The sequence below is a fragment of the Kribbella sp. CWNU-51 genome (assembly GCF_054073265.1).
The window spans coordinates 74,974-99,830 of sequence record NZ_JBSXMZ010000039.1; the positions used below are offsets into that span (position 1 = coordinate 74,974).

Here is a 24,857-nt window from a genome sequence, read left to right on the forward strand (position 1 = left end):
GATCAAGGCTGCGAGGAGGAACTCGGCACCCTCGAATTCCACGGAGTCGGGCAGGAGGAGCACACCAACGGAAACGATCACTCCGACGCCGGCCGCACCGGCCAGCTGGGCACCAGCCCAGTTAGACATCGGAAGAGCGGACCGTGCCGGCCCCCACCATCGCCGCGCTGCCTCTACGGGGTTGCGCACCAGGAATCAACCTGATTGACTGATTTTAACTGAATCTTAACTGGTTCGTAATTGATTCTTAGTGCGTTGCTCCGGTGATGCCCCCTCCGCCATGGGTTGCCCTTGATCGGCAACCAGGAGCGCACGAGAAGCAGCGCCAGGTGAGGCGCCTTGGCCATGTCGGGTGTGGCCGTGCACGGGGAGTGCCATCGTCGCCAGGCGGCGGACCGACCCAGGAGGTGGGCCGGATGGCACTACAGAAGATCGCGCATCCGAGCGTGGATGATCGCAAGGCCGAGGGCTTGGAGGCCCGGGACCGGGCGTCGCTGTCAAGTCACACCAAGTGGCGGCCGGCTGGGGACCGTCCTGATCCGGTCGGCTTGCTGGTGGAGCAGGACACCACCCGCGAGCCGGACCTGGTGCCGGTGCGCCATGGCCGGATGATGGTCTCGCCGTTCACCTTCTACCGGGGGGCGGCCAAGATCATGGCCGCGGATCTGAAGGACACTCCGGTGGCCGGTCTCAAAACCCAGTTGTGCGGCGATGCCCACCTGTCGAATTTCGGCCTGTTCGCCTCGCCCGAACGGCGGCTGCTGTTCGACCTGAACGACTTCGATGAGACGCTGCCGGGTCCGTTCGAGTGGGACGTGAAGCGGATGGCGGCCAGCTTCGAGATCGCCGGGCGTAATAACGGGTTCTCCGAGGCGGACACGCACGAAGCCGTGCTGGCGTCGGTGACGGCCTACCGGGAGGCGATGGCCACCTTCGCGCAGATGGGCACGATGGACATCTGGTACGCCCACCTGGACGAAGACGAGCTGATGGCCGCGATCCGCGGCGCGGTGGCCGAGACGAAGAAGGAGGTGAAGGGGGCCAAGAAGAAGGAGAAGAAGAAGGAAGACAAGCAGCTCAAGACGGCGGAGAAGCGGGCGCAGAAGACCGCCGCGAAGGCGCACACGCGGGACAGCCTGCAGGCGCTGTCCAAGCTCGCCGAGTTGGTCGACGGGCAGTACCGGATCGTCAGCCAGCCGCCGATCGTGGTCCCGGCGCGTGACCTCGCCGCCACCTACGGGCTGTCCCAGGAGCAGGTCGTGCCGGCGATCCACGATCAGTTCCGCGCGTACCGGGCCACGCTGCAGGACGACCGGCGTCACCTGCTGGAGCGCTTCGAGGTGGTGGACGTGGCCCGCAAGGTCGTCGGCGTCGGCAGCGTCGGCACCCGGGCGTTCATCGTCTTGCTCGAGGGCCGTGACGCACAGGACCCCTTGTTCTTGCAGGTCAAGGAGGCGACAGCCTCGGTGATGGAGGCCTACCTGCCCAAGAGCCGCTACAAGCAGCACGGCGAGCGCGTTGTGCAGGGGCAGCGGATGATGCAGGCCGCCAGCGACATCTACCTCGGCTGGACCGTTGGCCTGGACGTGAAGCGCAACTTCTACTGGCGCCAGCTGCGCGACATGAAGGGTTCGGTCGATGCCGAGGCGCTGGCACCGGTGGGGCTCACGTTCTACGCGCGCACCTGCGGGTGGACGCTGGCGCGGGGCCACGCCCGAGCCGGCGACGCGGTCGCCATCGCCGAATACCTGGGCGACAGCGACGCGTTCGACACCTCGATCACCGACTTCTCGGCGCGCTACGCCGACCAGAACGAGCAGGACTACGAGGCGTTCGTCAACGCGGTCAAGACCGGACGCATCGAAGCGGTCGAGGGCGTCTGACCATCCGGTAGGTCTTGCTGCGCTCCACCGCCGCGAGGAGGTGGTCCGCGACGAGTGAGGACCGGCGGGAGGTGACCGATGTCTGGCACGGAAGTGAGCCGCCCTGAGGCGACGGCGTCGACGAGGCAGGCCGGTCAGCCAGGCGCTCGGCCAGATGACGGTCTCCCGCTCACCTCCTACCGCGGCGCAGGCGATGAGTCCCGCCGGTCTGGCACGTAATGAACTCACACAATGAGTCATCGAGGAAGGCAACAACATGACGGCCAATGAGAAGTTCAGCCAACTCACCGACAAGGTGAACGAATCGCAAGCCAAGGTAAAAGCGGCCACAACCAAAGACCGGGCACAATTGCAGGCCCAGGTGGAACAGGCGCAGAGCAGCGCCGAGCAAGAAGCCAATAAGATCAAGGCGGATTCAGCGAAGGACAAGGACGAGGCTGCCGCCGGCTGGCAGTCTATGAAGGGCAAATGGCAGTCACACGTTGCCGATCTTCATAGCAAAGCGGCGGACAAGAAGGCCGAAATGGACATGCGCAAGGCCGAACGCAAAGCCGAGGATGCCGAGGATTACGCTGACAACGCCATCAGCTTCGCGATCGCCGCCGTACAGGAAGCCGAGTACGCCGTATTGGACGCCGCCCTGGCACGCTACGACGCCGACACCCCCGCGACCACCAGTTAACACCCCGCTCGCCCGGGGCCGGACACACGCGTATGAGAGGGATGAGGCACGGTGGAACGACGACTGCGTGGCACCGTCATCGCGGTGGCTCTTATTTTGGGGTTGGCCTCGGCGGGGAGTGTGAGCCAGGCGTCCGGCCCTGCGGCCGCGCCGGCCGCCCCATCGGGAGGTTTCACTTACAACGGCGATACGGGTCCCGGCTTCTGGGCCGACCTCGACCCGGCGAACGCGGCGTGCCGCGTCGGGATCAGCCAGTCGCCGATCAACATCACCCATGTGAAGATCGATAAGCACCTCCGGCCGCTGAAGCTTGCTTTGGAAGCCACGCCGATCTCCCTGATCAACAACGGGCACGCCATCGAGGAGGAGATCGAGTCCCCGAACACCCTGACGTTGAACGGCGACGTGTACACCTCGGCTCAGTTCCACTTCCACACGCTCTCGGAGCACACCATCGGTGGCCAGCGCGGCGTCATGGAACTCCACGCCGTGTTCAAGGACCCTGCCGGAAGACCGCCGTCGTCGGCACGCTGTTCAGGATCGGGCACAGGAACGCATTCCTGCAGAAGCTCATGTCTGCCGGTCTCCCGAAGCACTCCGGGGACACGGTGACCTCTAAGGTCGAGATCAACCTTGCCGATGGACTCACGGACACCTCCGAGTACTACACGTACTCGGGATCCCTCACCACGCCCCCGTGCACCGAGGCGGTCACCTGGTTCGTGCTCAAGGGCCAGGCCCAGCTGTCCGCTGCACAGTTCCAGGCCTTCGAGGACATCCTCGGTAACGACTTCCGACCCCTCCAAAGCGTCAACGGCCGCGTGGTGCATGCCACCGCCGATCGCGGCAAGGGCCACTAGGGCAACCCACGTCGGGACAGCGGCCCGAACCGTCCCCGATCTCGTGACGGCCGCGAAGCCACCACCGGCACGAGTTGCGACCGGTGATGACGAGAGGGCCGCGACGATGGACCAGATCTTCGATGAGACGGACGACCGCAGGTAGGAACTGGAGTCTTAGCCTCCCGGATCAAACAGAAGAGGCCCTCTCCCGATCGGGAAAGGGCCTCTGACCTGCGTGGAGCTTAGGGGATTCGAACCCCTGACCTCTTCCATGCCATGGAAGCGCGCTACCAACTGCGCCAAAGCCCCGCGGTGTCTTGCGACTCCGGAAGTTTAGCGGATGAGTGGCATCGAAGAAAAATCGGGTGGGTACGCCGGTGGCAGCCGCCGAGGGCACCTGGTAGACGGCCAGACTTGTCTGCAGTCACCTCCGTCCACGCTGCCCATCCCGCCCCAACGCGCACTCCCATCCCAGGCACTACAGCCCACCTCCAACCACAGCAAAGCCGGACAGCGATCCGCGGCAGCCGCCGAAGAACGCCGAGAGCACAGCCATCGCCAAGCGGTGTCGTTGCGCACCCGGCCACGCTCGATCCCGCGCGGGCCACAGCACACCGGACTAGGCTCCACGGCAACCGCCGGAGGCGGTCGACAAGACAGCGGTGTCCTGAGGGGTTGTCCGCTCAGCGTTGGGGGTCGTCGCTCATTACTGGTTCGGGGAGGGAGCCGGCGTTCCATTCTTCGATTCGCCAGCCGCGGCGGCCGGGGAGCAGGGAGACCCAGTTGCAGTTGGCGAGGCCGCCGAAGGCGGGCCAGTGGGCTTGCGGGATGCCGAGGAAGAGGCAGATGCCGACGCGGGCGGCGAGGCCGTGGGTGGCGATGACGATGGTGTCTTCCGCGGTGCCCTCGGCGGCGACCCGGCCCAGGGCGTCGCAGAAGCGTTGGGCGACCTCTTCGACGGTTTCGCCGGCGGTGCCGCGGCGTTGGGGTTCGCCGGAGCGGATGCGGGCGGCCGCTTCGGGGTTGATGGCGGCGAGTTCGGCCATGGTCAGGCCGGCCCAGTCGTCGACGTCGATCTCGCGGAGGGCTTCGTCGTACTCGATCTTCAGACCGGTCAGCAGAGCCAGTTCGCCGGCGGTGGCGGCGGCGCGCTGGAGGTCGCTGGCGAACAGCCGGGTCGGCGCGAGTGACGCCAACCGCAAGGCCGCTTCACGGGCCTGCGTCAGGCCGACGTCATCGAGAGGAATGTCGGCTTGGCCCTGGATCTTGTCCTGCAGGTTCCACTCGGTCCGGCCGTGCCGCCAGACGATCAGCCGTCCCGCCGTCATTCTGAGGCAGCCCCCGGCACCGGCGACGGCAGCGGGATCACCGGGCAGTCGCGCCAGAGGCGCTCGAGGGAGTAGAAGCTGCGCTCCTCGTCGTGCTGGACGTGGATGACGATCTCCAGGTAGTCGAGCAGCACCCAGCGGCCTTCCCGGGCGCCTTCGCGGCGGACCGGCTTGGCATCGAAGTCGACGCGGAGTTTCTCCTCGACGGCGTCGACGATCGCGCGGACCTGGCGGTCGTTGGAGGCGGACGCGACCAGGAACGCGTCGGTGATGGCGAGTTGCTCGGAGACGTCGAAGGCGAGGACGTTCTCCGCCTTCTTGTCGTGGGCCGCCTCGGCGGCCGCGGTGAGCAGCTCGATGGCGCGTTCGCTGGCTGGCATGTGGTTCCTAACGGTTGGTGTAGAGCTCACGCTTGGCGATGTACTGGACGATGCCGTCCGGGACGAGGTACCAGGTCGGGTTCCCCTTGGCGACCCGCGCGCGGCACTCGGTCGACGAGATCGCCAGCGCCGGCACTTCGAGCAGGGTGATCCGATCCATCGGCAGCTGGTCCAGCGGCAGCTCGAGGCCCTCGGTCCCGGGCCTGGTGCAGCCGACGAACTGGGCCAGTTTGAACATCTCGTCCACGTCGCGCCAGGTGAGAATCTGGGCGAGCGCGTCGGCGCCGGTGATGAAGAACAGTTCGGCGTCCGGATACAGCTCGGACAGGTCGCGCAGCGTGTCGATCGTGTACGTCGGACCCGGCCGGTCGATGTCGACCCGGCTGACCGAGAACCGTGGGTTGGACGCGGTCGCGATCACGGTCATCAGGTACCGGTCCTCGGCCGCGGACACTACCCGGTCGGATTTCTGCCACGGCTGGCCGGTGGGGACGAAGATCACCTCGTCCAGATCGAAGTACGCCTGCACCTCGCTGGCCGCGACCAGGTGGCCATGATGGATCGGGTCGAACGTGCCACCCATCACGCCCAGGCGCCGGACCCGCTCGACAGAAGCCATGTCAGCCAGTATTCAGCCGCTCAGCTGTGCGGCCGGCCCTTGCCCATGATGACGGTGACGAGCAGCAACAGGACGAGCACGGTCAGGGCGAACCCGCCGTACCACCACGGCGAGATGTGCGAAGCCTCAACGGCTTCTTCGAGAGCCGCCACCTGCGGCACGAGGAGCGAGAGCATGAGGCAGAGCCTATCTCGTGACTACCTATAGAACAGCGACCGGTGGCCCCAGGAATGACACTGGAGGCACACCGGCCGCATCGTTGAGGTCAGCTGTGGCGGATGTGACGGGTCAGCAGCCGGCGCCAGACGGACGGCGCGGCGTGGGCGCGCCGGGACTGCGCGGCGACGCGGTGCAGCTCGTCGATGTGGGCACGGGCAACATCGGGGGTGATCATGATTCCTTCACTGGGTTGGTACGTCGAGGTCGGGGCGGGCTGTCCCCGACACTGGAAATTATACGGTTTGCCTTACGCTCTCACAAACGAATTAAAGGTCCACAAGATTCCCAGCCTTCGAATCTGTGGCAAACGGGAGGATTCATGGACGCGATCGATCGGCAGCTGATCGAGGCACTCCGGCTGAACGGACGCTCGAGCTGGGCTGAGCTCGGCCGGGTGGTCGGGCTGTCCGGGCCGAGCGTCCAGGAACGGGTGAGACGGCTGGAGGAGCGCGGTGTACTGCTCGGCTACCGCGCGGTGGTCGCGCCGGCGCAGGTCGGGCTCGGCACCAGCGCGCTGATCGGGCTGTTCCAGCGCGACGATGTGGAGACCGACGACATCGTCGAGCAGGTGCGAGAGATCGACGCGGTGGAGGATTGCTGGTTTGTCGCCGGCGACCAGGAGCTCGTGGTGAAGGTCCGCGTCGCCGACGTCACCCAGCTCGAGGCGGTGGTCGGCTCGCTGCGCCGAGTGAATGGCGTGGTCAGGACGCGGACGACTGTCGTGCTGTCGACTCGCTGGGAAGGCCGGCCCGCTCCCCTGCCGGACTGATCACGAGTACGGCGCCTGCCGCGAGGGCGAGCGCGGCTGCCACGGGGAAGAGCAACCCCGGGGTGTGCTCATACGCGGCGCCACCCAGGGCGGGAGCGAGGAACATCCCGCTGATCGACGCGGCGGCGTACAGGCTGGAGTAGCGCCCGACCATCCCGGCTGGGGCAGCGTCGGCGACATGCGCGGTGGCTGTCGGCTTGTAGAGCATCTCCCCCGCCGTGATGACGACGATCGCCAACGTCGCCCCGACGAGCGCCGGCCAGATCCCGAGGACGGCCAGCCCCACGCCCACGAGCGCGAATCCGACTGCGATCACCCGGGTCGAGCGGTGACCTCGCAAGCGGACGGCCAGCGGCGCCTCACAGCACACGATGACCACGGAGCTCAGCCCGATCAGTACGCCGTACGCGACCGCTGGCGAACTGGCGTCCCGCAAGAGCAACGGCATGGTCGCGAACACCTGGCGGTACACGGTGTCGACGACCACGATCGTTGCCAGCAACACCAACACGGTCCGGTCCCGGAGCAGCACACGCCAGAGGCCGGCCCCCGCGGGTGACGACGTACGGCGAACGCCCGGCACCCACCGCCAGATGACGGCCGCGAGGACCAGGCTGGAGACCGCGTCCACCACGAAGACGAGCGAGAAGTCGTACGCCGCGAGCAGTCCACCGAGCGGCGGCCCGATGGTGGAGCCGGCGTTGCTCGCAGTTCGCGACAGCGCGATTCCCTCCCGCCGGCGCTCGGACGGGAGGGCGGTGGCGACCAGGGCGCTCAGGTTCGGGCGGCTCGCACCACCACACAGTCCAGCGAGTGCAGCGACCACACCAATCCACCCTGCTGGGACGAGCGGCAGAGTCAGGCAGGTCACCGCCCAGGCCAATTGGCTCGCGATGGCGGCCGTACGCAGGCCGAAGCGGTCACCGAACCATCCACCGCCCAGATTGCCGCCCAGCAAACCCACGCCGTACGCCGCTGCTGCGAAGCCGGCCTGTTGCGCCGACATCCCGCGATCCTCGACCAGGTACAGCGTGAGGTAGATCCACGCCAGCGCACCGGCCGAGCTGACCATCTGGCCGACCATCACCGCCTTGAGCCACCCGGGTAGTTCGGCGATGCGGCGCCAGTACATGTCAGCCCCCAGGTAGAGTGAGTTCCTATTAGGAACTTACAAGCCCGGTTAGCGGGGTGGCAACCGGAATGGGGTCGATGTGCGGCGGAGCAGCTTCTCACCCGAGCCGGACTGCGCGATAGCGCAATCCCTCGGTGTCATCGGCGACGGCTGGGAACTGCTGATCGTCCGCGACCTGGCCCGCGGTCTTGACCGGTTCGATCAGCTCGCCGACTCGTTGCACATCTCCCGCAAGGTCCTGACCGAGCGACTGGCCGGCCTGGTCGACACCGGGATCGTCGAGCGATCGGCGTACCAGAACCGCCCGACCCGCTACGCCTACCGCCTCACCCCGCGCGGCCGGGCGCTGCTGCCGGTCCTCGTCGCGCTCCAGGACTGGGGCGACCGCTGGCTGCTCGGCGACGGCTCACTCACCGGCACGAACGACGCCGACGAGCCACCCGCCCACCGGATCCACGAGCTCGTCGGACGCCGCGTCCCCCAGATCAGCCTGCCTTCGACCGCGGGTCCGGCGCTGGACGTGATCGACCCGGATTCCCGCGCGACCGTCCTGTTCGGGTACCCGGCGACCAGCCGGCCGACCCCGCTGCCGGACGGCTGGAACGAGATCGCCGGCGCCAGCGGCTGCACCCTGGAGAACCGCCTCTTCGCCGCCCGGTACGACGAATTCGCTGCCAACGGAGTCGCAGTCCGCGGGGTCAGCACCCAACGCACGGACGAGCAGCAGGCGTTCGCGAACGCCGAGGAGATCCCACACCCGCTGCTGTCCGACCTCGAACTGGAGTTGACCGCCGCGCTGCGGCTGCCCACCTTCCGCGCCGGTGGGTACGAGCGACTCAAGCGCGTCGTACTCGTGATCGGCGACGACCGCGTCGTCAAAGCCGTGCGGTATCCGGTCACGGACATCGCGGACGCGGTCGACTGGGCACTCAAGACTGCCTGAAGAACGCCTTGACCTCGGAGGCCACCCGCTCGACCGCCTTGGCACTGCCGCTCGGATTGATTCCACCCGGGTCGCTGGACGAGCCGTGGTCGAGGCCGTCCAACTCGATCCGCCGGCAGTGCGGCAGCACCTTCTCCAGGGTGTCCCGCCATGGCTTCAACGCCGGCAGCCCCTTGCTCCCACCCATCAACAGCACATCCGCGGACACCGAGCGGAAATCCTCGAAGGTCCCGGCGAGTTCGGCGATCAGCGTGCCCTCGTAGTGGATGGTCGGCGCGAGCTTGCGCATCGTGATGGCATCCGCGCCGGCCTGCCGCTCATCCTTCACCAGCATCTTCTCGGTGATCCGCGTCATCAGCGGCCGCGGGATCACCTTCAGGAACGCCGGCGCCAACTGCAGTCCGTACATGCTGGTCACCATCGCGCCGGCAAGGTTGCCCTCGGCAACCTCACGGTCGAACCGGGCCAGCCACTCCCGGTGCGGCGTCGGATTGTCGACAATCGCAGGCTCATACACTGCGATCTTCTGCAGGCTCGGCAGCGTGCGAGCCGCTTCCAGTACCACCGCGCCACCCGCGCTCACGCCAAACGCCAGCTCGGCGCCCGCTGCAGTCAGCACGGCTTCGAGGTCTTCCACCTCGGTCCGCACGGTGTGATCCGGCCGATGCGGACCGGACAGACCGCGGCCGCGCCGATCCGGGAGATAGACGGTGAAGTCGCCGGCCAGCGCCTCGGCGAGCAACGTGTGGCTGCGCGCCGACTCCATGCTGCCGTGCAGTACGACGACCGCCGGCCCCTGCCCCGTCTTCCAGTAGCCGATCTCGGTGCCGTCGCGGGACTCCACCGCACCCTGGCTCAGTTCTGCTGTTCTCATGAGATCGATAGTCACACATCGTCTAGTTGCATTGCAACTAGTATCTCGGAACCCGTATGCTGGCGCTATGACCATGCGACGCTCACCACTCGCCCTCGCGATCCTCGGACTGCTCGAGAACGGGCCGATGCATCCCTATGGGATCCAGCGGCTGATCAAGCAGTGGGGCAAGGACCAGGTGGTCAACGTCGGCCAGCGGACCAGCCTGTACCGGATGATCGTGCGCCTCGAGGAGGAGGGCATGATCACCGCCGGCGCGACCGAGCGGGACGAACGCTACCCGGAGCGCACCGTCTACCACCTGACCGAGGACGGGCGGGCGATCTGCCGGGAGTGGCTGGCGGAGATCCTCACCACCCCGCGCAACGAGTTCCCCGAGTTCCCGGCGGGGCTGTCGTTCGTGATGCTGGTGACGCCGGAGACGGCCGGTGAACTGCTCGCCGAGCGCCGCGACCACCTGTCCGAGCGGATCGCCGTGCTCGACGCCGAGCTGGTCCTGGAGGGCGAGCCCATCCCCCGGTTCGCCCTGCTCGAGACCGAGTACCAGCGGGCGATCGCCGTGGCCGAGGCGGAGTGGATCGATCGGATTGTCGACGATCTGACCACCGGAACGTTGACCTGGAAGCCCGGACCGGTGTGACCGTCGAGGTGTGGTGGGCCCGGCTCGATCAGGCCCGCGATGAGTTCGCCGTTGATCTCGACGCGGACGAGCAGCGGCGGCTGGCGACGTACCGGCGGGACGAGGACAAGGCGCGGTTCCTGCTCGGCTGCACGATGGTGCGACGGTTGCTGGCGGCACGGTTTTCGTTGCCTGCGGCAAAGGTACGGCTCGATCGGAATTGCCCGGACTGCGGGAAGCCGCACGGCAAGGTCCGCGTGGACGGCGTCGAGCTGTCAGTGACGCATTCCGGCGAGCTCGTCGGCGTCGCGATCGGCGATCACCCGGTCGGGCTCGACGTGGAGAAGGTCGACCCCGGCATCGACATCGACGCGGTCGGTCGCCTATGCCTGGCTCCCGAGGAAGTGCAGGGGCTGGCGCAGTACGACGGGATCGCACGAGCGAAGGCGTTCACGCAGGTGTGGACGCGGAAAGAGGCAGTGGTCAAGACAACCGGGGTCGGGGTCCGGGCGGACCTACGGACGGTTGTCGTCAGTCCACCGGACCAGCCGGCAGAGGTGTGGGAGTGGGCGCGGCACACTGGGCAGCTGACCGACCTCGAGGTCGGCGCCGACTACGCCGCGGCGCTCGCGGTACTTCGCGCCGAGCCGCTCGTCGTCCGGGTGAACGACGCGACTCAGGTCCTGATCTGACCTTCGCCGGTGACGACGTACTTGGTCGACGTCATCTCCGGGAGGCCCATCGGACCGCGGGCGTGGAGCTTCTGGGTCGAGATGCCGATCTCGGCGCCGAAGCCGAACTCGCCGCCGTCGGTGAAACGCGTGCTGGCGTTGACCACGACCGCGGCCGAGTCCACCGCCTGTACGAACCGGCGCGCAGCGGCCTGCGAGCGGGTGATGATCGCGTCTGTGTGACCCGAGCTGTAGCGGCGGATGTGCTGCACCGCAGCCTCCAGCGAGTCGACCACGGCCGCGGACAGGTCCAGCGAGTTGTACTCCAGGCCGAAGTCGTCCTCCGTCGCGGCGACCACATCCTTGCCAGCGGCAACTACCGTCGGGTCGCCGTGCACGGTCACGCCGGCCGCGGTCAGCGCCGGCAACGCGGTGGCCAGGAACTCGTCGGCCACCGACGCGTGCACCAGGAGGGATTCGGCCGCGTTGCAGACACTCGGCCGCTGGGTCTTGGAGTTCAGCAAGATCTCCAGCGCGAGCCCCAGATCCGCGTCGGAATCCACGTAGACATGGCAATTGCCGACGCCGGTCTCGATCACCGGCACGGTCGACTCGGTGACCACGGTCTGGATCAGCCCGGCACCACCGCGCGGAATCAGTACGTCGACCAGCCCGCGCGCCTGCATGAGCTCCTTCACCGCGGCCCGATCCGTCGGCACGCCCTGAATCACATCGGCCGGCAAACCAGCTTCGGTCGCAGCGTCCCGCAGTACGGCGACGATCGCCTCGTTGGACGCGGCGGCGGAGGATGAACCGCGGAGCAGGACCGCGTTGCCGGACTTCAGGCAGATGCCGGCCGCGTCGGCGGTCACGTTCGGGCGGGCCTCGTAGATGATCCCGATCACGCCGAACGGGACGCGGACCTGGCGGAGCTCCAGACCGTTCGGCAGGGTGTAGCCGCGGACGACCTCACCGACCGGGTCGGTCAGCCCGGCCAGCTGCTCGAGTCCGGCGGCCATTCCGTCAACCCTGGCAGGGTTCAGCGCCAGGCGGTCCACCGTGGACTCCGGCGTACCGGCTTCCCGGGCCGCCGCGACGTCCTTCGCGTTCGCCGCGACGATCGTGTCGGTGTTCGCTCGCAGGGCTGCCGCCATCGCGTGCAGCGCCGCGTCCTTGGTCGCCCGCGAAGCGTCCGCCAACGCGTACGACGCCTCCCGCGCCCGCCGGGCCAGCTCGATGATCTCGCTCACGCCCTCATCGTAGAGCGCGCCCCAGCCTGCCCGCCCCGCCGTCTCAACCGCGTCACGTCTTGCGACGGTCGCCCCGAGGGTGGCGGGCCTGGGACGGCTGCTTCAGTGGTGCAAGAACTTCAGTAGGTCGTAGGTGACGAACACCGGCCAGACCAGGGCCTGGAGGATGCCGACGATGACTTCCCAGAAGCTGTCGGCTTGTTGGATGTAGTACACGAGGGCACCGATCAGGCCGAGCCCGTACACCGCGTCCCCGCCGCCGGCGCCCCGGCTGCCCTTTCCGCTCATACCACCGAGCTTTGGGAACATCTGCCCGGTCGGCAAGGGTTCACCGTCACAAACACCCAGGACCTCTGGAGCTACAGGAGCACCAGGTCGTCTCGATGAACGACCTCGCGTTCGTAGGCGGCGCCCAGTTCGCGGGCCAGATCCCGGGTGGAGCGGCCGAGGAGGTCGGGGAGTTCGGTGGCGTCGTAGTTGACCAGGCCGCGAGCGATGACGGCGCCGGACGGGGAGACCAGGTCGACCGGGTCGCCGGCGGAGAAGGTGCCTTCGACGGCGGAGATTCCGGCCGGGAGGAGCGACGTACGGCGTTCTGTCACGGCTCGGACCGCGCCTTCGTCCAGGCGCAGTACGCCCTGACCGGAGGTGGCGTGGGCCAGCCAGAGCAGGCGGGTCTTGCGGCGGCGGCCGGTCGGGTGGAACAGGGTGCCGACGGGCTCGCCCCGCAAGGCCTCGCCGACGCGAGCGGCCGACGTCAGGACGACCGGAATGCCTGCCTCGGTGGCGATCGCGGCCGCCTCGACCTTCGTCTGCATGCCGCCGGTGCCGACTCCGGACGACCCGTTCCGGCCGATCCGCAGCGGCGCGAGATCCGCGGGACCGCGGACCTCGGCGACCATCGACGTACCGGGCTTGCGCGGATCCCCGTCGTACAGCCCGTCGACATCCGACAGCAGCAACAACAGATCGGCGTGGACGAGGTGACTCGTGAGTGCCGCCAGCCGGTCGTTGTCGCCGAAGCGGATCTCGGTGGTGGCGACCGTGTCGTTCTCGTTGACGATCGGTACGACGCCCAGCTCGAGCAACCGGGCGAACGTCCGATAGGCGTTGCGGTAATGGCTCCGCCGGGTCACGTCATCGACCGTCAGCAGCACCTGACCAACGCGCAGCCCATGCTCCGCGAAGGCATCGCTGTAACGGGCCATCAGCAGGCCCTGGCCGACGGATGCCGCCGCCTGTTGTGTCGCCAGGTCGCGCGGTCGCGACCGAAGACCCATCGGAGCCATGCCGGCGGCGATTGCGCCGGATGAGACGAGGACAACCTCGGTGCCCTCTACCCGCCGCGCCGCGACGGCGTCGACGAGCAACTGGAGCCGCACAAGGTCGATCCTGCCGCGCTGGGTCAGCGACGACGAGCCGACCTTCACGACGATCCGCGTGGCCTGCACAGCCTCCGCGCGAGGTTTCATCAGGCGTCCTGATCTATGTCCCGGGCTTCGAGCTCGCGTGCTTCCTTGCGCGCCAGCTTCGCCGCCTTCTCCGCTGCTCGCTTCGCCTCGGCCGGGGACAGGTCGACCTCGTCCTCGACCCAGCCCTGGCCGTACTCGGACCGATCCCCCGACGCCCGGTGGGCGTGGTACTCGGTGTCTTTCGTCCGCCGCCGCTGCACCGCGGGACGGGGCTCCTCCAGCCGGTGGTCCTCACCGCGCCGGGCCAGGATCTCGGCCCCGGCCTGGACCTCGGGCGCGAAGTCGAACACGATCGCGTTCGGTCCGTCGCCGATGACGACCGCGTCACCCTCCATCGCACCGAGCTCGAGCAACTCCTTCTCCACGCCGAGCCGGTTCAGCCGGTCGGCCAGGTAGCCGGTCGCCTCCGCGTTCGCGAAGTCGGTCTGCCGGACCCAGCGCTCGGGCTTCTCGCCCTGCACCAGCCAGCCGCCGTCCTCCGGCAGCTTCTTCACCTTGAACTCGGGTCCGCCCTGCACCTGCGGCCGGATCACGATCCGCGTGGTGTCGGGCTTCTCCTCCTCGGTACGACGCCGTACGACGATCTCCGCCATCGCGAACTTCAAGGCCTCCAGGCCTTCGTGCGAAGCGGTCGAGATCGGGAACACCCGGAGCCCGCGCTGCTCCAGCTCGGCCTGCACCATCTCGGCGATGTCCCGCGCGTCGGGTACGTCGATCTTGTTCAGGGCAACGAGTCGCGGCCGGTCCTCGAGCCCGCCGTGGGCCTGCAACTCGGCCTCGATCGTGTCCAGGTCGCTGAGCGGGTCGCGGCCCGGCTCGTACGTCGCGCAGTCGATGACGTGCACCAGCGCCGCACACCGCTCCACGTGCCGCAGGAAGTCGTACCCGAGCCCGCGTCCCTCGCTCGCCCCTTCGATCAGGCCGGGTACGTCGGCCACCGTGAAGGTGACGTCACCCGCGACCACGACGCCGAGGTTCGGGATCAGGGTGGTGAACGGGTAGTCGGCGATCTTCGGCCGGGCCCGGCTGATCGACGCGACCAGCGAGGACTTGCCGGCACTCGGGAACCCGACCAGGCCGATGTCGGCGACCACCTTGAGCTCGAGGACGAGCGTGCGCTCCTCGCCGTCCTCACCGAGCAGGGCGAAACCGGGGGCCTTCCGGGCGCTGCTGGCCAGGGCCGCGTTACCGAGGCCGCCCTTGCCGCCTTGCGCCGCGACGAACTCCGCGCCGGGTCCGACGAGGTCCGCGAGTACGACGCCGTCCGCCGTACCGATGACCGTGCCGTCGGGGACGCCGAGTACGACGTCGCCGCCGTTGCTGCCGGCCTGGTGATCACCCTTGCCTTGGGCACCGTTCGTGGCGGCGCGGTGGCTGGAGCGGTGGTAGTCGACGAGCGTGGTGACGTCGGGGTCGACGCGCAGGATCACGCTGCCGCCGTCGCCGCCGTTCCCGCCGTCCGGGCCGCCGAGGGGCTTGAACTTCTCCCGGTGCACCGAGGCGCAGCCGTTTCCGCCGCGGCCCGCGGTGACGTGCACCGTGACCCGGTCGACAAAGCTGGGAATCGCCATCGGTGTTCTCTACTTCCTGTTGGGTGCCGCTCAAAAGCGCTCTGCCTAACACAGCAGAAGGGCGGGTCCGCGGTATTCCGCGACCCGCCCTTCTCAGAGCTTTGACTACGTCCGGGTGGCGGTGTTACTCCGCCGGGGCCGGGACGATGTTGACGACGCGACGACCGCGCCGGGTGCCGAACTCCACCCGGCCCTCGGCGAGCGCGAACAGCGTGTCGTCGCCGCCACGGCCGACCAGGTCGCCCGGGTGGAAGTGCGTGCCGCGCTGACGGACGATGATCTCGCCGGCGTTCACCAGCTGGCCGCCGTACCGCTTGACGCCGAGCCGCTGCGCGTTGGAGTCGCGCCCGTTACGGGTGGACGCGGCGCCCTTCTTGTGTGCCATTTCTGATCAGCTCACTTCTTCTTCGCGTCGATCGCGGTGACCTTGACCTGGGTGTAGTGCTGACGGTGACCCTGGCGCTTGCGGTAACCGGTCTTGTTCTTGTACTTGAGGATGTGGATCTTGGGACCCTTGGTACGGCCCAGGACCTCGGCCGACACGGCCACCTTGGACAGCGCCGCGGCGTCGGCCGTCACGGTGTCGCCATCGACGACCAGGACCGCCGGCAAGGACACGGTGTCGCCCACCGCGTCCGTCAGGCTGTCGATCTCGATGACATCGCCGACGGCGACCTTCTGCTGGGTGCCGCCACTGCGCACGATCGCGTACACCGTGGATCTCACTCTCTGCTGGTTCGGAAGTTCTTACGGGGGCCTGCACAGACCTGCTCGCGGCCCACACAAACATGGCACGCGGAACGCGCGCCGAAGCTCAAGTTTACGGGTCCCCTCACAGGCGGGTCAAACCGGGTCATCCGCCTGCGTGGGGACTCATGTCACATCTGTTCAGCTGCTGGTCGTTACGAGTTCCGGAGCGTCGGCTCCGGGGCTGCCTGCATCACCCTCGCCAGCGGACTCGCCACCGGCTGCCTGGGCGCCTTTGCCCCGGCCGCGGCTGCTGCGCCGCCGCCGCGTGCTGCCCGACTTGGCGGACCCGTTCTGGGTCGCCTCGACCGGCTCCGCCGCGTCGGTGGGGATGGTCGTGGCCGTGTCGGCGGGCGCCGGGAAGCCGGTTGCCTCCGGGCTGACCTGCTCGTCGGCGCTGGCGGACACCGGGTAGCCGGTGGGCTCCGGCGTACCTGCTCCGGCTTCTGCCACTGCACCCTCGCCGGTCTCGGTCGCCTCTTCGTCCTTCTTGGCGGAGGCGGCGGCGATCTGGGCGAGGCGGTGGGCGGCGTCGCCGTTGTGCTGCGACGGCTCCTCGGTGTGCTCGTCCTCGGCGCGGCCCTTGCCACGGCCGCGGCGGCGGGACGACTTGCGGGGCTCCTCGGCCTGCGCGGCGGGCTTGTTGTTGTCCTGGCCGTTGCGGTTGTCGCGGCGGCGGGACTCCTTCGGCTCGTCGTGCAGGATCAGGCCGCGGCCACCACAGTGGTCGCAGTTCTCGCTGAACGCCTCGAGCAGACCGGTGCCGATCCGCTTCCGGGTCATCTGGACCAGGCCGAGCGAGGTGACCTCGGCCACCTGGTGCTTGGTCCGGTCGCGGCCCAGGCACTCGACCAGCCGGCGCAGCACCAGGTCGCGGTTCGACTCCAGCACCATGTCGATGAAGTCGATCACGATGATGCCGCCGATGTCGCGGAGGCGGAGCTGCCGGACGATCTCCTCGGCCGCTTCCAGGTTGTTCTTGGTGACGGTCTCCTCGAGGTTGCCGCCGGAGCCGGTGAACTTGCCGGTGTTCACGTCGACGACCGTCATCGCCTCGGTCCGGTCGATGATCAGCGAACCACCCGACGGCAGCCAGACCTTGCGGTCCAGCGCCTTCTTGATCTGCTCGTCGATCCGGTAGTTCGAGAAGACGTCCCCGTCGCCCGACCACTTCTCGACCCGGTCGGCCAGGTGCGGCGCGACGTCCGAGACGTACTCGCGCACCTGGTCGTACGCGTCGTCACCGGAGATCACCAGCTTGGTGAAGTCCTCGGTGAACAGGTCGCGGACCACCCGGATCAGCAGATCCGGCTCGCCGTGCAGCAACTGCGGGGCCTGGCCGCTCTTCGACTTCTTGTCGATGTCGTTCCAGTACTTCTGCAGCCGGCTGACGTCGGCGGTCAGCTCTTCCTCCGACGCGCCCTCGGCCGCGGTCCGGACGATCACGCCCGCCTCGTCGGGGACGATGTCCTTGAGGATGCCCTTCAGGCGGCTCCGCTCGGTGTCGGGCAGCTTGCGGCTGATGCCGCCGTTGCCGCCGCGCGGCACGTAGACGACGTACCGGCCGGGCAGGCTGATCTGGTTGGTCAGCCTGGCGCCCTTGTGGCCGATCGGGTCCTTGGTCACCTGGACCAGCACGGCCTGGCCGGACTTCAGCACCTGTTCGATCTTGCGCGGCCCGTTGGCCCCGCCGAGCGTGGCCCAGTCGACCTCACCGGCGTACAGAACCGCGTTGCGGCCCTTGCCGATATCGATGAACGCGGCCTCCATGCTGGGGAGCACGTTCTGCACCCGGCCGAGGTACACGTTGCCGATCAGCGAGACCTGCTCCTCCTGGGCGACGTAGTGCTCGACCAGGACGTTGTCCTCGGAGACGGCGATCTGGGTCAGGTCGCCACGAGCGCGGATCACCATGGTCCGCTCGACCGACTCGCGCCGGGCCAGGAACTCGGCCTCGGTGACGATCGGCGCCCGGCGGCGTCCGGCGGCGCGACCCTCGCGGCGGCGCTGCTTCTTCGCCTCCAGGCGGGTCGAGCCCTCGACCGCGGTGATCTCGTTGACGGTGTTCTTGCTGCGCGGCTCGCGGACCCGTACGACGGTCTCGTCGGGGTCGTCCGCGGCTCCAGCGCCCTCTTCGCCCTTGCGGCGACGACGACGCCGACGGCGCCGGGACGAGCTACCGCTGGCGTCGCCGTCCTCGTCGGAGTCGGCAGAGCCGTCGTGCTCGTCATCCGAGCCGGCCTCGGCCTCGGGCTCGTCCTGGTCGTCCTCGTCGGACTGCTCGTCGGCGGTGTCCTCGGCGTCGGTGTCACCGGACTTGCGACGGCGACGGCCGCCACGGCGCCGGCGGCGGCGACGCGTGCCCTCGCCACCGTCCTCGCCGTCCTCGGACTGCGCGTCGGCGTGCTCGTCGGTCTGTCCGGCCTCGGCCGTCTCGTCCTCGTCGGTGACCTCGACCGGCCGCTGACCTGATCCGGTTGCCGCGCTACCCGCGCGGGAACGCCGGCTCGGCTCGGCGGAAGGCTGGTCACCCTCGCGGGGCTCGTCACCCAGTGCTTCGGCGTCGCGGGCCTCGGTGTCGCGGGCCTCGGTGTCGCGGCCACGACGGCTGCGGCGACGGCGAGTCGTCGTCGGCTGCTCGTCGGGGCTCGGCTCAGCACCGGTGGTCTCGACAGCCTCCGGCGTTGCCTCGACCGCGCTGGTCGCGGCGGCCTGCGCGGGTGCCTGAGCCGGCACGTCGACCGGCGCCTGGAACAGCACCGGAGCAGCGGCCGGCGCCCGGCGGCGCGTACGGCGGGTGGTCGGCTCGTCGGCCTGGTTGGTGTCCTGGCCGGCGGTCGTATCCGCGGACGTGTTGCTCGACGCGTTATCCGCGGATGCGTTGGTCGACGCCTCGTCGGCGGAGGCGGAGGCGCTGGACACGGCGCCGGGCTGACCGTCGCCTGTGCCGGTCTGAGCGGATGCTGCGGCGTCGGCGGACCGTCCACGGGAGCGAGTGCGCCGGGAGGAGCGGGACTCGGTCGGCCCGGACGCGGCGGGGGCTTCCGCGTCGGCGACGGGGCCGTCGGTGACGGCGCTGTCCTCGGTGCGGAGGTCGGCCTGAGCGGCCTTGGTCGCAGTGCGCTTGCGGGTGGTCTTCGGCGCGATCGCCGGGGCGTTCTCGACGACCGGGCCGCCGTCGGCCAGGGTGGTCTCCGGCGCGTCGGTCTCGATCAGCTCCGGGAACGCATCCTGCGCGGCCGCCTTCTTGGCCGGACGCTTGGTGGCGGTCTTCTTGGCAGCCGTCTTCGCCGCGGCCTTCTTGGCCGTGGTCTTCTTCGCGGCAGCCTTCTTGGCGACCGTCTTCTTGGCCGTGGCGGGCACCGGATCGGCGACCTCGCCGTCGGACTGGGTGGGGACCTCCGCGGCGGCGGTCTTCTTGACGGTGCGCTTCGCGGTGGTCTTCTTCGCAGCGGCCTTCTTCGCGGTCTTGCGAGCTCCTGGCTGCTGCTGGGCGGTGGCAGCCGTGTCGGCTGCTTCGGTAGTCGGCTCGTTGTCGAGCATGTAGTGCGGGTCTCCTCAAGCCCTCCGGCGCATCCTGCGACCCCTGTCACGGGTCCGGCGCGGCCACAGAGCGGTCACGGTTCGCCGTCCGGCACAGTTTTCTTGGTGCCGGCGCGGCGGAAGCCTGCTGGATCCGCTCCGCCCGTGCTCAGGGCTCGGAGGGAGCGGCGGCGTCGCCCTCCGCTGTGTGCGTCTGGTGGTCTTCCGCCTGGCCGGTCGCGGTCGCCTGGGTGGCGTCGCGGTCACGAGCGAGCGGGTCGTCCACCGTGCCGGAGGCCGCGATGAGCGGGCCCTGGGCGAGCCTGGTCAAAAGAGCCGGGCCCGTCACCGGGAGCGTCGCTACGTCGAGCACGCCGGCGAGAACGTCGTCGGGTCTCACGGCCGGGGTTCCGTGCCGTAACACCACTTGCAGTATCGCACACGTCGCAACCGACCCCGGTTCGTGCGCGACGGTGAGTCGCAGAACGGCGTCCCGACAGTCGAACGAGCGAAGCCCGCGTTTGGTCATGCGCTCGACCAGAATTTCCTCCCGGGCCAGGAACGCCGCCACCGCCTCGGCAGCCGCCTCCGGATCCACACCGGGCAACGCGATCAGCCACTCGCTCGCCTCCAGCCGGTCGGCCAGCGACCCGGGGCCGGCGACAACCACCTCGAGGACGTCGAGACCGGGTGGCAGCGCCTCGTCCAAGGCGGCCCGGACCTGCTCGGCGTCCCGCTCCTGTGTGAGCGAGATCTCCAGATACTCCGCTTCGGACGCGGCCCCGGTCGGCGCGGCACCGGCGTACGAGATCTTCGGGTGCGGGCTGAAGCCGTGCGAGAACGCCACCGGCAGCTCCGCCCGGCGGACGGCGCGCTCGAACGCCCGCTGGAAATCGCGGTGTGAGGTGAATCGCAGCCGTCCGCGCTTGGCGAACCGGACCCGCAGTTTCTGGACCGCGGGGAGCTGCTGCGACGGTGGAGCTTGAACAGGTGGCACCCGGGCATTGTCTCAGGCGGCGGATGTGCCGGTGAGGTAGAGGGCCCAGCCGAGGAGACCGAAGGAGACGGTGGCGAGGATGGTGCGGATCAGGTTGAACGCGCGCCACTTGGACTCGTCGAAGGCGGCCCGAGCGGCGGCCACGTCGATAGTGTTCGGGTCACCGGCCGCCTTGAGCGTGTCGTTGAGCGGGACGTTGACCGCGATCGTCAGGATCATCGTGATCAGGTAGAGGACGAAGGCGACCGCGATCCACGGCAGCGCCTTCTCCTTCAGGCTGAGCAGGCCGGCCAGCAGCGTGAACAGCAACGCGCCGACGAACCCGAGCCCGAGGAACAGTGGATTGACGATGGCCCGGTCGACCGCCTGGAACGCGCCGACGAAGGTCTTGTCGTCGGTCTTCGCCAACCCGGGCATGAAGGCGTTCGCGTAGCTCGCGTACACCCCGGCCACCAGCCCGGTCGTCATCGTGGCCACCAGCAGCGACGCCACCCGCAGTCCGTTCATCTCGCTCCTTCCAGTACGGCGGGACCTCCCCGCACCGGAAACCTAAGGGACCGAAACGAGCACGGACATGTCAGCGAAACTCACGCCCATGTCCGCGCAACTCACAACCTCGTGCACTGACCGGACCGCGGTCCGGATACCTGGTTCTGCGCCTGCAAATTGTCCGGCGCAGGAGTGTTGCCAGAGCAACTCAGTGGTCCGGTCACCGCGTTCCCGGCCAGTACGGCGGCCTCCGTCGTACCGGACCTGGTCACGGACACCGGGCCCTGCACCGTGGTCCCGACGACCACGACGCTCCGGGTCACGCCGTCGATGCTGACCGGTCCCCCGATCGTGCTCCGCAACAGCTGGAGGTCGGCCGCTTGATCCGCCCGGACCGGGCCGACGACACGAGAGTCGGTCGCGACCACCGACGCGCCGGCGCCGATCAGGACCGGGCCGTTGACCGTGGCACCGGCCAGGCAGGTGACCCCGGATCGCGCGTATAGCGCTTCGTTCCGGACGCCCGTCACGGTCGTCGTGCACTTAGGGGCCGGACGCAACAACGTGACCGCGAACCGGCGCGGTGTCCCGATGTTGCCGGAGGCATCGATTGCCCGGTACTCGACCTGGTGCCGGCCATATCCGGGCGGTACGTCGTCCCACGGCACCACCCGTGGTACGCCGAGCTTGCCGTAGACGAGCTGGTCGATCTCGGTCCCCTCGGCGGTGAACCGGAACGGCGCGGACGCGTCGGTCGGCCAGCCGTAGTAGTTGTACCAACCGTCCCCGTCCACCCGGAACTCCGGCACGACGTACCCCGGGCTGTCGTCTGTCGCGGCCAGGCCCATGGTGAACGCGTCGTTGTAGATGTACTCCGGGCCGGTCGCCTTCTGCACAGTCAGGAGCGGTTTGGACATCGTCGACTGCACCACCGGCTCGACCCCGTCAACCTGCCACGTCAGGGTCTCGGCACCCACCTGAGCCGTGAGCGTGTGGCGGCCGGTCAGCTTCAACGGCTCCAGGTCGAGGTCCCGATCATTGCCGGCGGTGGCCAGCTCGGCTCCATCCAGCCGCCATGCGATCCCAGGGAGACCTGGTCGAAGTAGTACCCAAGTGCCTTCATCATCGAGTGCGCGCTGGGTCGCCACACCCCGGAGCCGGCGTACATGCCGCCCTCGTAGCGACCGATCCTGCCGCCGGACTCGGACGGCTCGCCGAGCCACCGGAACCACTTCTGCTGCTGGTCCCGCATCTGCTGCTCGGTCAGCAAAGTGTGATGGATCGAGGCAGGTTCAGACCCTTCGTACGGCGCTCCCCGCTCACCACGGGCGTAGTAGTCGTACTCGTCCTGCAGGCCGCCGAGCGAGTGGCCGAGCTCGTGCGGCGTGATCAGAGCGGACAGCGCGTTGCCGCCGGACGCCGTGGCATACGTCCCGCCGGCGCCGCCGTACGTGTTGCTGTTGCCGATAGCAAGGATCTGCCGGTTGGCGGACGTGGTGCCGGGGACGAGATCGGCGTACTGCGTCGCCGCGGCCGAGCTGACCGTGAGCAGTCGCTGGACGCTGGCCGGGTTGCAACCGCCCCAGAAGCCCATCTGCAAGGCGGTGTCGACCTTGGGCGAGGTGAGGCCGGGATCGCAGTCGACGCCGCTCTCCGGGGAGGCGATCTCGACGGCGTACACGTTGACGTAGTTGCGGTACGACTTGAACGGCTCGATGCTCCAGAGGATGTTCAGGTGCTTGCCGACCTGCTCGCGGAACTTCGGCAGCTCGGCCGCGGTGTACCCGTCGCCCATCACGACCAGGTTGAACCTGGACGCCGCCGGGCCGGTCACCTGGATCGGGACCAGGGTCGCCGCCGGGGCGTCCGCCGTACCGGATTCTTGCGCGGCTGCCGGCGTACCGGCGCCGGCGAACACCGCCGCCAGCAGCCCGAGCATCGCTGTCAAAGCCTTCGTCCGCACAAGTCCTCCCCAGCCGGACGACGCTGCCGTCAGCAGCTTACGAAGGTCGGCCGCCGGGTGTGAGGAGTTCCCGCGTGGCGACTTGCGAGCCAACCGGGCTGTCGTGCGGCATCATGAGGGTCGGGGAACTTGTGAGGAAAGGACATCGATGACGGAACCGGCGCAGCCGCCGCGGGCCGAACCGAACCCAGGGGTCGTGGATGCCGGAGACGGGGACGGCAAGGGCATCTACTGGGTGCTGAAGAACGTGCTGGTCGGGCCGCCGGTCAGGCGCATCTTCCGGCCGATCGTGGTCGGCGCCGAGAACATCCCGGAGACCGGTCCGGCGATCATCGCCAGCAACCACCTCTCGTACTCCGACTGGATCTTCATGCCGCTGGTGCTGCGGCGCCGGGTCACGTTCGTGGCGAAGTCCGACTACTTCACCGGCGCCGGGATCAAGGGCCGCTTCCAGCGCGGGTTCTTCAAGGGCACCGGCCAGGTGCCGATCGACCGGTCCGGCGGATCCGCGTCCGAGGGCGCGATGCGGGCCGGGATGAAGGTGCTGGAGCGCGGCGAGCTGTTCGGCATCTACCCCGAGGGCACCCGGTCGCACGACGGCCGCCTCTACAAGGGACGTACGGGCGTCGCCCGGCTCGCGCTCGAAGCCAAGGTGCCGGTGATCCCGTGCGGCGTGATCGGCACCGACGTGGTCGCTCCGCCCGGCAAAGTGGTCGCCTCCTTCGCTTCCCCGACGATCAAGTTCGGCGCTCCGCTGGACTTCTCCCGCTATGAGGGAATGGAGAGCGACCGGCTGATCCTGCGGGCCGTCACCGACGAGATCATGTACAAGATCATGGAGTTGTCCGGCCAGGAGTACATCGACATGTACGCCACCAAGGCCAAGTCGCTGGACGGCCGCGCGACCACCGGCGCACCGAAGAAGGTCCGCAAGACGGACACCTGATCCGTCTGCTGAGATGTCCGGGGTCTAGGCTGGTAGACCGTGGACGGACCGATCGCATACCAGGGTGAGCCAGGCGCCAACTCGGCGATGGCGTGCACCGAGATGTTCCCCGACCGCGAGCAGCTGCCGTGTACGACGTTCGAGGACGCGCTCGAGGCGGTCAGCAGCGGTCGCGCCGGGCTCGCGATGATCCCGGTGGACAACTCGATCGCCGGCCGGGTGGCGGACATCCACCACCTGCTGCCGGAGTCCGGGCTGCACATCGTCGGCGAGCACTTCCTGCCGATCCACTTCCAGCTCTTGGCGGTCCCGGGTACGTCGCTCGACCAGATCCGGACCGTCCGCAGCCACGTGCACGCGCTCGGCCAGTGCCGCAAGATCATCCGCGAACACGGCTGGTCCACGGTGGTCGCCGACGACACCGCCGGCGCCGCCCGCGAGGTCGCCGAACTGGCCGACCCGACCGTCGCATCGCTGTCGCCCCGTGCTGCCGCGGAGCTGTACGGCCTCGAGACGCTGGCCTCCGACGTGGAGGACGAACACCACAACACGACGCGATTCCTGGTGCTGTCCCGGGAGCCCGAGATTCCGCCGGTCGGCTCCGGCCCGATCATCACCAGCTTCGTCTACCGCGTCCGCAACGTGTCGGCCGCGCTGTACAAGGCGCTCGGCGGGTTCGCCACGAACGGCGTCAACATGACCAAGCTGGAGTCTTATCAGCTCGGCGGTATGTTCTTCGCGACGCAGTTCTACGCCGACATCGAAGGGCACCCGGAAGAGCCGAACGTGGCTCTCGCACTCGAGGAACTCGCGTTCTTCTCGGTCGAGGTCCGGATCCTCGGCGTCTACCCGTCCCATCCCTTCCGCGCCCAGATCGCCGAACCCGCCGCCAACCGCGCTCTCCGCCCCCACCACTAATCCTGCTGGGTTCCGTCCCAC

The 24,857-nt window shown here is 68.7% G+C and carries 27 protein-coding genes, 1 tRNA gene and 1 pseudogene; 10 read left to right on the forward strand and 19 right to left on the reverse strand.

Annotated features, from left to right (window positions below):
* Window positions 1-416: 416 nt before the first annotated feature.
* The 4 genes from ACXC9Q_RS31675 to ACXC9Q_RS31690 all read left to right on the forward strand — a co-directional run bounded on the left by ACXC9Q_RS31675 (window position 417) and on the right by ACXC9Q_RS31690 (window position 3,425).
* Complete coding sequence (locus ACXC9Q_RS31675; RefSeq protein WP_457060327.1) at window positions 417-1,883, forward strand: DUF2252 domain-containing protein; 1,467 nt, start codon at window positions 417-419, stop codon at window positions 1,881-1,883.
* 256 nt (window positions 1,884-2,139) lie between these two features.
* Window positions 2,140-2,565 carry a hypothetical protein gene (locus ACXC9Q_RS31680; RefSeq protein WP_457060328.1) on the forward strand — a complete coding sequence of 142 codons (426 nt, stop codon included), beginning with the start codon at window positions 2,140-2,142 and terminating at the stop codon, window positions 2,563-2,565.
* Window positions 2,566-2,616: 51 nt separating this feature from the next.
* Window positions 2,617-3,177, forward strand: coding sequence for a carbonic anhydrase family protein (locus tag ACXC9Q_RS31685; protein ID WP_457060329.1), 561 nt, complete (start codon window positions 2,617-2,619; stop codon window positions 3,175-3,177).
* Window positions 3,126-3,425, forward strand: a complete 300-nt coding sequence (locus tag ACXC9Q_RS31690) for a carbonic anhydrase family protein (protein ID WP_457060484.1) — start codon at window positions 3,126-3,128, stop codon at window positions 3,423-3,425. Before ACXC9Q_RS31685 ends, ACXC9Q_RS31690 begins: the two co-directional genes overlap by 52 nt.
* A 218-nt stretch (window positions 3,426-3,643) precedes the next feature.
* Here the strand turns inward: ACXC9Q_RS31690 and ACXC9Q_RS31695 are convergent.
* The 6 genes from ACXC9Q_RS31695 to ACXC9Q_RS31720 all read right to left on the reverse strand — a co-directional run bounded on the left by ACXC9Q_RS31695 (window position 3,644) and on the right by ACXC9Q_RS31720 (window position 6,128).
* Window positions 3,644-3,716, reverse strand: a tRNA-Ala gene (locus tag ACXC9Q_RS31695).
* Between the two features lie 374 nt (window positions 3,717-4,090).
* Entirely contained in the window at window positions 4,091-4,735 is a 645-nt protein-coding gene (locus ACXC9Q_RS31700) for a histidine phosphatase family protein (protein WP_457060330.1), read from the reverse strand.
* Window positions 4,732-5,115 carry a ribosome silencing factor gene (rsfS, locus tag ACXC9Q_RS31705; protein WP_328522431.1) on the reverse strand — a complete coding sequence of 128 codons (384 nt, stop codon included), beginning with the start codon at window positions 5,113-5,115 and terminating at the stop codon, window positions 4,732-4,734. The genes ACXC9Q_RS31700 and rsfS overlap by 4 nt, the downstream gene beginning before the upstream one ends.
* A 7-nt stretch (window positions 5,116-5,122) precedes the next feature.
* Entirely contained in the window at window positions 5,123-5,734 is a 612-nt protein-coding gene (gene nadD, locus ACXC9Q_RS31710) for a nicotinate-nucleotide adenylyltransferase (protein ID WP_405065322.1), read from the reverse strand.
* A gap of 20 nt (window positions 5,735-5,754) precedes the next feature.
* The gene (locus ACXC9Q_RS31715; protein ID WP_457060331.1) at window positions 5,755-5,910 is read right to left on the reverse strand and encodes a hypothetical protein; all 156 of its coding nucleotides are present in this window, start codon (window positions 5,908-5,910) and stop codon (window positions 5,755-5,757) included.
* Between the two features lie 89 nt (window positions 5,911-5,999).
* The gene (locus ACXC9Q_RS31720) at window positions 6,000-6,128 is read right to left on the reverse strand and encodes a hypothetical protein (protein WP_457060332.1); all 129 of its coding nucleotides are present in this window, start codon (window positions 6,126-6,128) and stop codon (window positions 6,000-6,002) included.
* Between the two features lie 144 nt (window positions 6,129-6,272).
* Here ACXC9Q_RS31720 and ACXC9Q_RS31725 point away from each other — a divergent pair, with 144 nt between their 5' ends.
* Window positions 6,273-6,722 (forward strand): Lrp/AsnC family transcriptional regulator, encoded by a 450-nt coding sequence (locus ACXC9Q_RS31725; RefSeq protein WP_457060333.1) that lies wholly within the window; start codon window positions 6,273-6,275, stop codon window positions 6,720-6,722.
* On the opposite strand, the gene ACXC9Q_RS31730 is transcribed toward ACXC9Q_RS31725, so the two are convergent.
* Window positions 6,655-7,854: an MFS transporter gene (locus ACXC9Q_RS31730; RefSeq protein WP_457060334.1), complete on the reverse strand. Its 1,200-nt coding sequence runs from the start codon at window positions 7,852-7,854 to the stop codon at window positions 6,655-6,657. The two genes, ACXC9Q_RS31725 and ACXC9Q_RS31730, sit on opposite strands and share 68 nt — an antisense overlap.
* Before the next feature lie 79 nt (window positions 7,855-7,933).
* Between ACXC9Q_RS31730 and ACXC9Q_RS31735 the strand changes: the two genes are divergently transcribed.
* Entirely contained in the window at window positions 7,934-8,797 is an 864-nt protein-coding gene (locus ACXC9Q_RS31735; protein WP_457060335.1) for a winged helix-turn-helix transcriptional regulator, read from the forward strand.
* Here the strand turns inward: ACXC9Q_RS31735 and ACXC9Q_RS31740 are convergent.
* Complete coding sequence (locus ACXC9Q_RS31740) at window positions 8,784-9,671, reverse strand: alpha/beta fold hydrolase (protein WP_457060336.1); 888 nt, start codon at window positions 9,669-9,671, stop codon at window positions 8,784-8,786. The genes ACXC9Q_RS31735 and ACXC9Q_RS31740 overlap by 14 nt on opposite strands.
* A gap of 67 nt (window positions 9,672-9,738) precedes the next feature.
* Between ACXC9Q_RS31740 and ACXC9Q_RS31745 the strand changes: the two genes are divergently transcribed.
* Both ACXC9Q_RS31745 and ACXC9Q_RS31750 read left to right on the forward strand, forming a co-directional pair.
* A complete protein-coding gene (locus ACXC9Q_RS31745) occupies window positions 9,739-10,311 on the forward strand; it encodes a PadR family transcriptional regulator (RefSeq protein WP_457060337.1) in 573 nt (190 codons plus the stop codon).
* A complete protein-coding gene (locus ACXC9Q_RS31750; RefSeq protein ID WP_457060338.1) occupies window positions 10,308-10,982 on the forward strand; it encodes a 4'-phosphopantetheinyl transferase family protein in 675 nt (224 codons plus the stop codon). Before ACXC9Q_RS31745 ends, ACXC9Q_RS31750 begins: the two co-directional genes overlap by 4 nt.
* Here ACXC9Q_RS31750 and ACXC9Q_RS31755 read toward each other — a convergent pair.
* The 11 genes and pseudogenes from ACXC9Q_RS31755 to ACXC9Q_RS31805 all read right to left on the reverse strand — a co-directional run.
* Window positions 10,967-12,226 (reverse strand): annotated as a pseudogene (locus tag ACXC9Q_RS31755) (glutamate-5-semialdehyde dehydrogenase); the annotation flags it as partial. The gene ACXC9Q_RS31750 and the pseudogene ACXC9Q_RS31755 sit on opposite strands and share 16 nt — an antisense overlap.
* Window positions 12,227-12,313: 87 nt before the next feature.
* A complete protein-coding gene (locus ACXC9Q_RS31760; RefSeq protein WP_457060340.1) occupies window positions 12,314-12,499 on the reverse strand; it encodes a hypothetical protein in 186 nt (61 codons plus the stop codon).
* 71 nt (window positions 12,500-12,570) lie between these two features.
* Window positions 12,571-13,683, reverse strand: coding sequence for a glutamate 5-kinase (gene proB / locus ACXC9Q_RS31765; RefSeq protein WP_457060342.1), 1,113 nt, complete (start codon window positions 13,681-13,683; stop codon window positions 12,571-12,573).
* Window positions 13,683-15,254, reverse strand: a complete 1,572-nt coding sequence (gene obgE, locus ACXC9Q_RS31770; protein WP_457060343.1) for a GTPase ObgE — start codon at window positions 15,252-15,254, stop codon at window positions 13,683-13,685. The genes proB and obgE overlap by 1 nt, the downstream gene beginning before the upstream one ends.
* Window positions 15,255-15,378: 124 nt before the next feature.
* Window positions 15,379-15,639 (reverse strand): 50S ribosomal protein L27, encoded by a 261-nt coding sequence (gene rpmA, locus ACXC9Q_RS31775; RefSeq protein ID WP_328522445.1) that lies wholly within the window; start codon window positions 15,637-15,639, stop codon window positions 15,379-15,381.
* Window positions 15,640-15,650: 11 nt separating this feature from the next.
* Window positions 15,651-15,968, reverse strand: a complete 318-nt coding sequence (gene rplU / locus ACXC9Q_RS31780) for a 50S ribosomal protein L21 (RefSeq protein WP_457060485.1) — start codon at window positions 15,966-15,968, stop codon at window positions 15,651-15,653.
* A 174-nt stretch (window positions 15,969-16,142) separates the two neighbouring features.
* On the reverse strand, window positions 16,143-19,544 hold the full coding sequence (locus ACXC9Q_RS31785) for an Rne/Rng family ribonuclease (RefSeq protein WP_457060344.1): 3,402 nt from the start codon (window positions 19,542-19,544) through the stop codon (window positions 16,143-16,145).
* Window positions 19,545-19,692: 148 nt separating this feature from the next.
* On the reverse strand, window positions 19,693-20,520 hold the full coding sequence (locus tag ACXC9Q_RS31790; protein WP_457060345.1) for a TIGR03936 family radical SAM-associated protein: 828 nt from the start codon (window positions 20,518-20,520) through the stop codon (window positions 19,693-19,695).
* 12 nt (window positions 20,521-20,532) lie between these two features.
* Entirely contained in the window at window positions 20,533-21,027 is a 495-nt protein-coding gene (locus tag ACXC9Q_RS31795) for an anthrone oxygenase family protein (protein WP_457060347.1), read from the reverse strand.
* A gap of 101 nt (window positions 21,028-21,128) precedes the next feature.
* Window positions 21,129-21,926 carry a hypothetical protein gene (locus ACXC9Q_RS31800; protein WP_457060349.1) on the reverse strand — a complete coding sequence of 266 codons (798 nt, stop codon included), beginning with the start codon at window positions 21,924-21,926 and terminating at the stop codon, window positions 21,129-21,131.
* Between the two features lie 92 nt (window positions 21,927-22,018).
* Window positions 22,019-22,972, reverse strand: a complete 954-nt coding sequence (locus tag ACXC9Q_RS31805) for a M64 family metallopeptidase (protein ID WP_457060351.1) — start codon at window positions 22,970-22,972, stop codon at window positions 22,019-22,021.
* A 148-nt stretch (window positions 22,973-23,120) separates the two neighbouring features.
* Between ACXC9Q_RS31805 and ACXC9Q_RS31810 the strand changes: the two genes are divergently transcribed.
* Both ACXC9Q_RS31810 and ACXC9Q_RS31815 read left to right on the forward strand, forming a co-directional pair.
* Window positions 23,121-23,918, forward strand: coding sequence for a lysophospholipid acyltransferase family protein (locus tag ACXC9Q_RS31810; RefSeq protein WP_457060353.1), 798 nt, complete (start codon window positions 23,121-23,123; stop codon window positions 23,916-23,918).
* Window positions 23,919-23,957: 39 nt separating this feature from the next.
* Window positions 23,958-24,836, forward strand: coding sequence for a prephenate dehydratase (locus ACXC9Q_RS31815; protein ID WP_405065309.1), 879 nt, complete (start codon window positions 23,958-23,960; stop codon window positions 24,834-24,836).
* Window positions 24,837-24,857 lie beyond the last annotated feature (21 nt).

Excerpts from the sequence above, each read along its gene's own strand:
- ACXC9Q_RS31675 (WP_457060327.1), top strand. The coding sequence starts at position 417 with ATGGCACTACAGAAGATCGCGCATCCGAGCGTGGATGATCGCAAGGCC.
- ACXC9Q_RS31680 (WP_457060328.1), top strand. The coding sequence starts at position 2,140 with ATGACGGCCAATGAGAAGTTCAGCCAACTCACCGACAAGGTGAACGAA.
- ACXC9Q_RS31700 (WP_457060330.1), bottom strand. The coding sequence starts at position 4,735 with ATGACGGCGGGACGGCTGATCGTCTGGCGGCACGGCCGGACCGAGTGG.
- rsfS (WP_328522431.1), bottom strand. The coding sequence starts at position 5,115 with ATGCCAGCCAGCGAACGCGCCATCGAGCTGCTCACCGCGGCCGCCGAG.
- nadD (WP_405065322.1), bottom strand. The coding sequence starts at position 5,734 with ATGGCTTCTGTCGAGCGGGTCCGGCGCCTGGGCGTGATGGGTGGCACG.
- ACXC9Q_RS31715 (WP_457060331.1), bottom strand. The coding sequence starts at position 5,910 with ATGCTCTCGCTCCTCGTGCCGCAGGTGGCGGCTCTCGAAGAAGCCGTT.
- ACXC9Q_RS31720 (WP_457060332.1), bottom strand. The coding sequence starts at position 6,128 with ATGATCACCCCCGATGTTGCCCGTGCCCACATCGACGAGCTGCACCGC.
- ACXC9Q_RS31725 (WP_457060333.1), top strand. The coding sequence starts at position 6,273 with ATGGACGCGATCGATCGGCAGCTGATCGAGGCACTCCGGCTGAACGGA.
- ACXC9Q_RS31730 (WP_457060334.1), bottom strand. The coding sequence starts at position 7,854 with ATGTACTGGCGCCGCATCGCCGAACTACCCGGGTGGCTCAAGGCGGTG.
- ACXC9Q_RS31740 (WP_457060336.1), bottom strand. The coding sequence starts at position 9,671 with ATGAGAACAGCAGAACTGAGCCAGGGTGCGGTGGAGTCCCGCGACGGC.
- ACXC9Q_RS31745 (WP_457060337.1), top strand. The coding sequence starts at position 9,739 with ATGACCATGCGACGCTCACCACTCGCCCTCGCGATCCTCGGACTGCTC.
- ACXC9Q_RS31760 (WP_457060340.1), bottom strand. The coding sequence starts at position 12,499 with ATGAGCGGAAAGGGCAGCCGGGGCGCCGGCGGCGGGGACGCGGTGTAC.
- proB (WP_457060342.1), bottom strand. The coding sequence starts at position 13,683 with ATGAAACCTCGCGCGGAGGCTGTGCAGGCCACGCGGATCGTCGTGAAG.
- obgE (WP_457060343.1), bottom strand. The coding sequence starts at position 15,254 with ATGGCGATTCCCAGCTTTGTCGACCGGGTCACGGTGCACGTCACCGCG.
- rpmA (WP_328522445.1), bottom strand. The coding sequence starts at position 15,639 with ATGGCACACAAGAAGGGCGCCGCGTCCACCCGTAACGGGCGCGACTCC.
- ACXC9Q_RS31785 (WP_457060344.1), bottom strand. The coding sequence starts at position 19,544 with ATGCTCGACAACGAGCCGACTACCGAAGCAGCCGACACGGCTGCCACC.
- ACXC9Q_RS31795 (WP_457060347.1), bottom strand. The coding sequence starts at position 21,027 with ATGAACGGACTGCGGGTGGCGTCGCTGCTGGTGGCCACGATGACGACC.
- ACXC9Q_RS31800 (WP_457060349.1), bottom strand. The coding sequence starts at position 21,926 with ATGTCCAAACCGCTCCTGACTGTGCAGAAGGCGACCGGCCCGGAGTAC.
- ACXC9Q_RS31810 (WP_457060353.1), top strand. The coding sequence starts at position 23,121 with ATGACGGAACCGGCGCAGCCGCCGCGGGCCGAACCGAACCCAGGGGTC.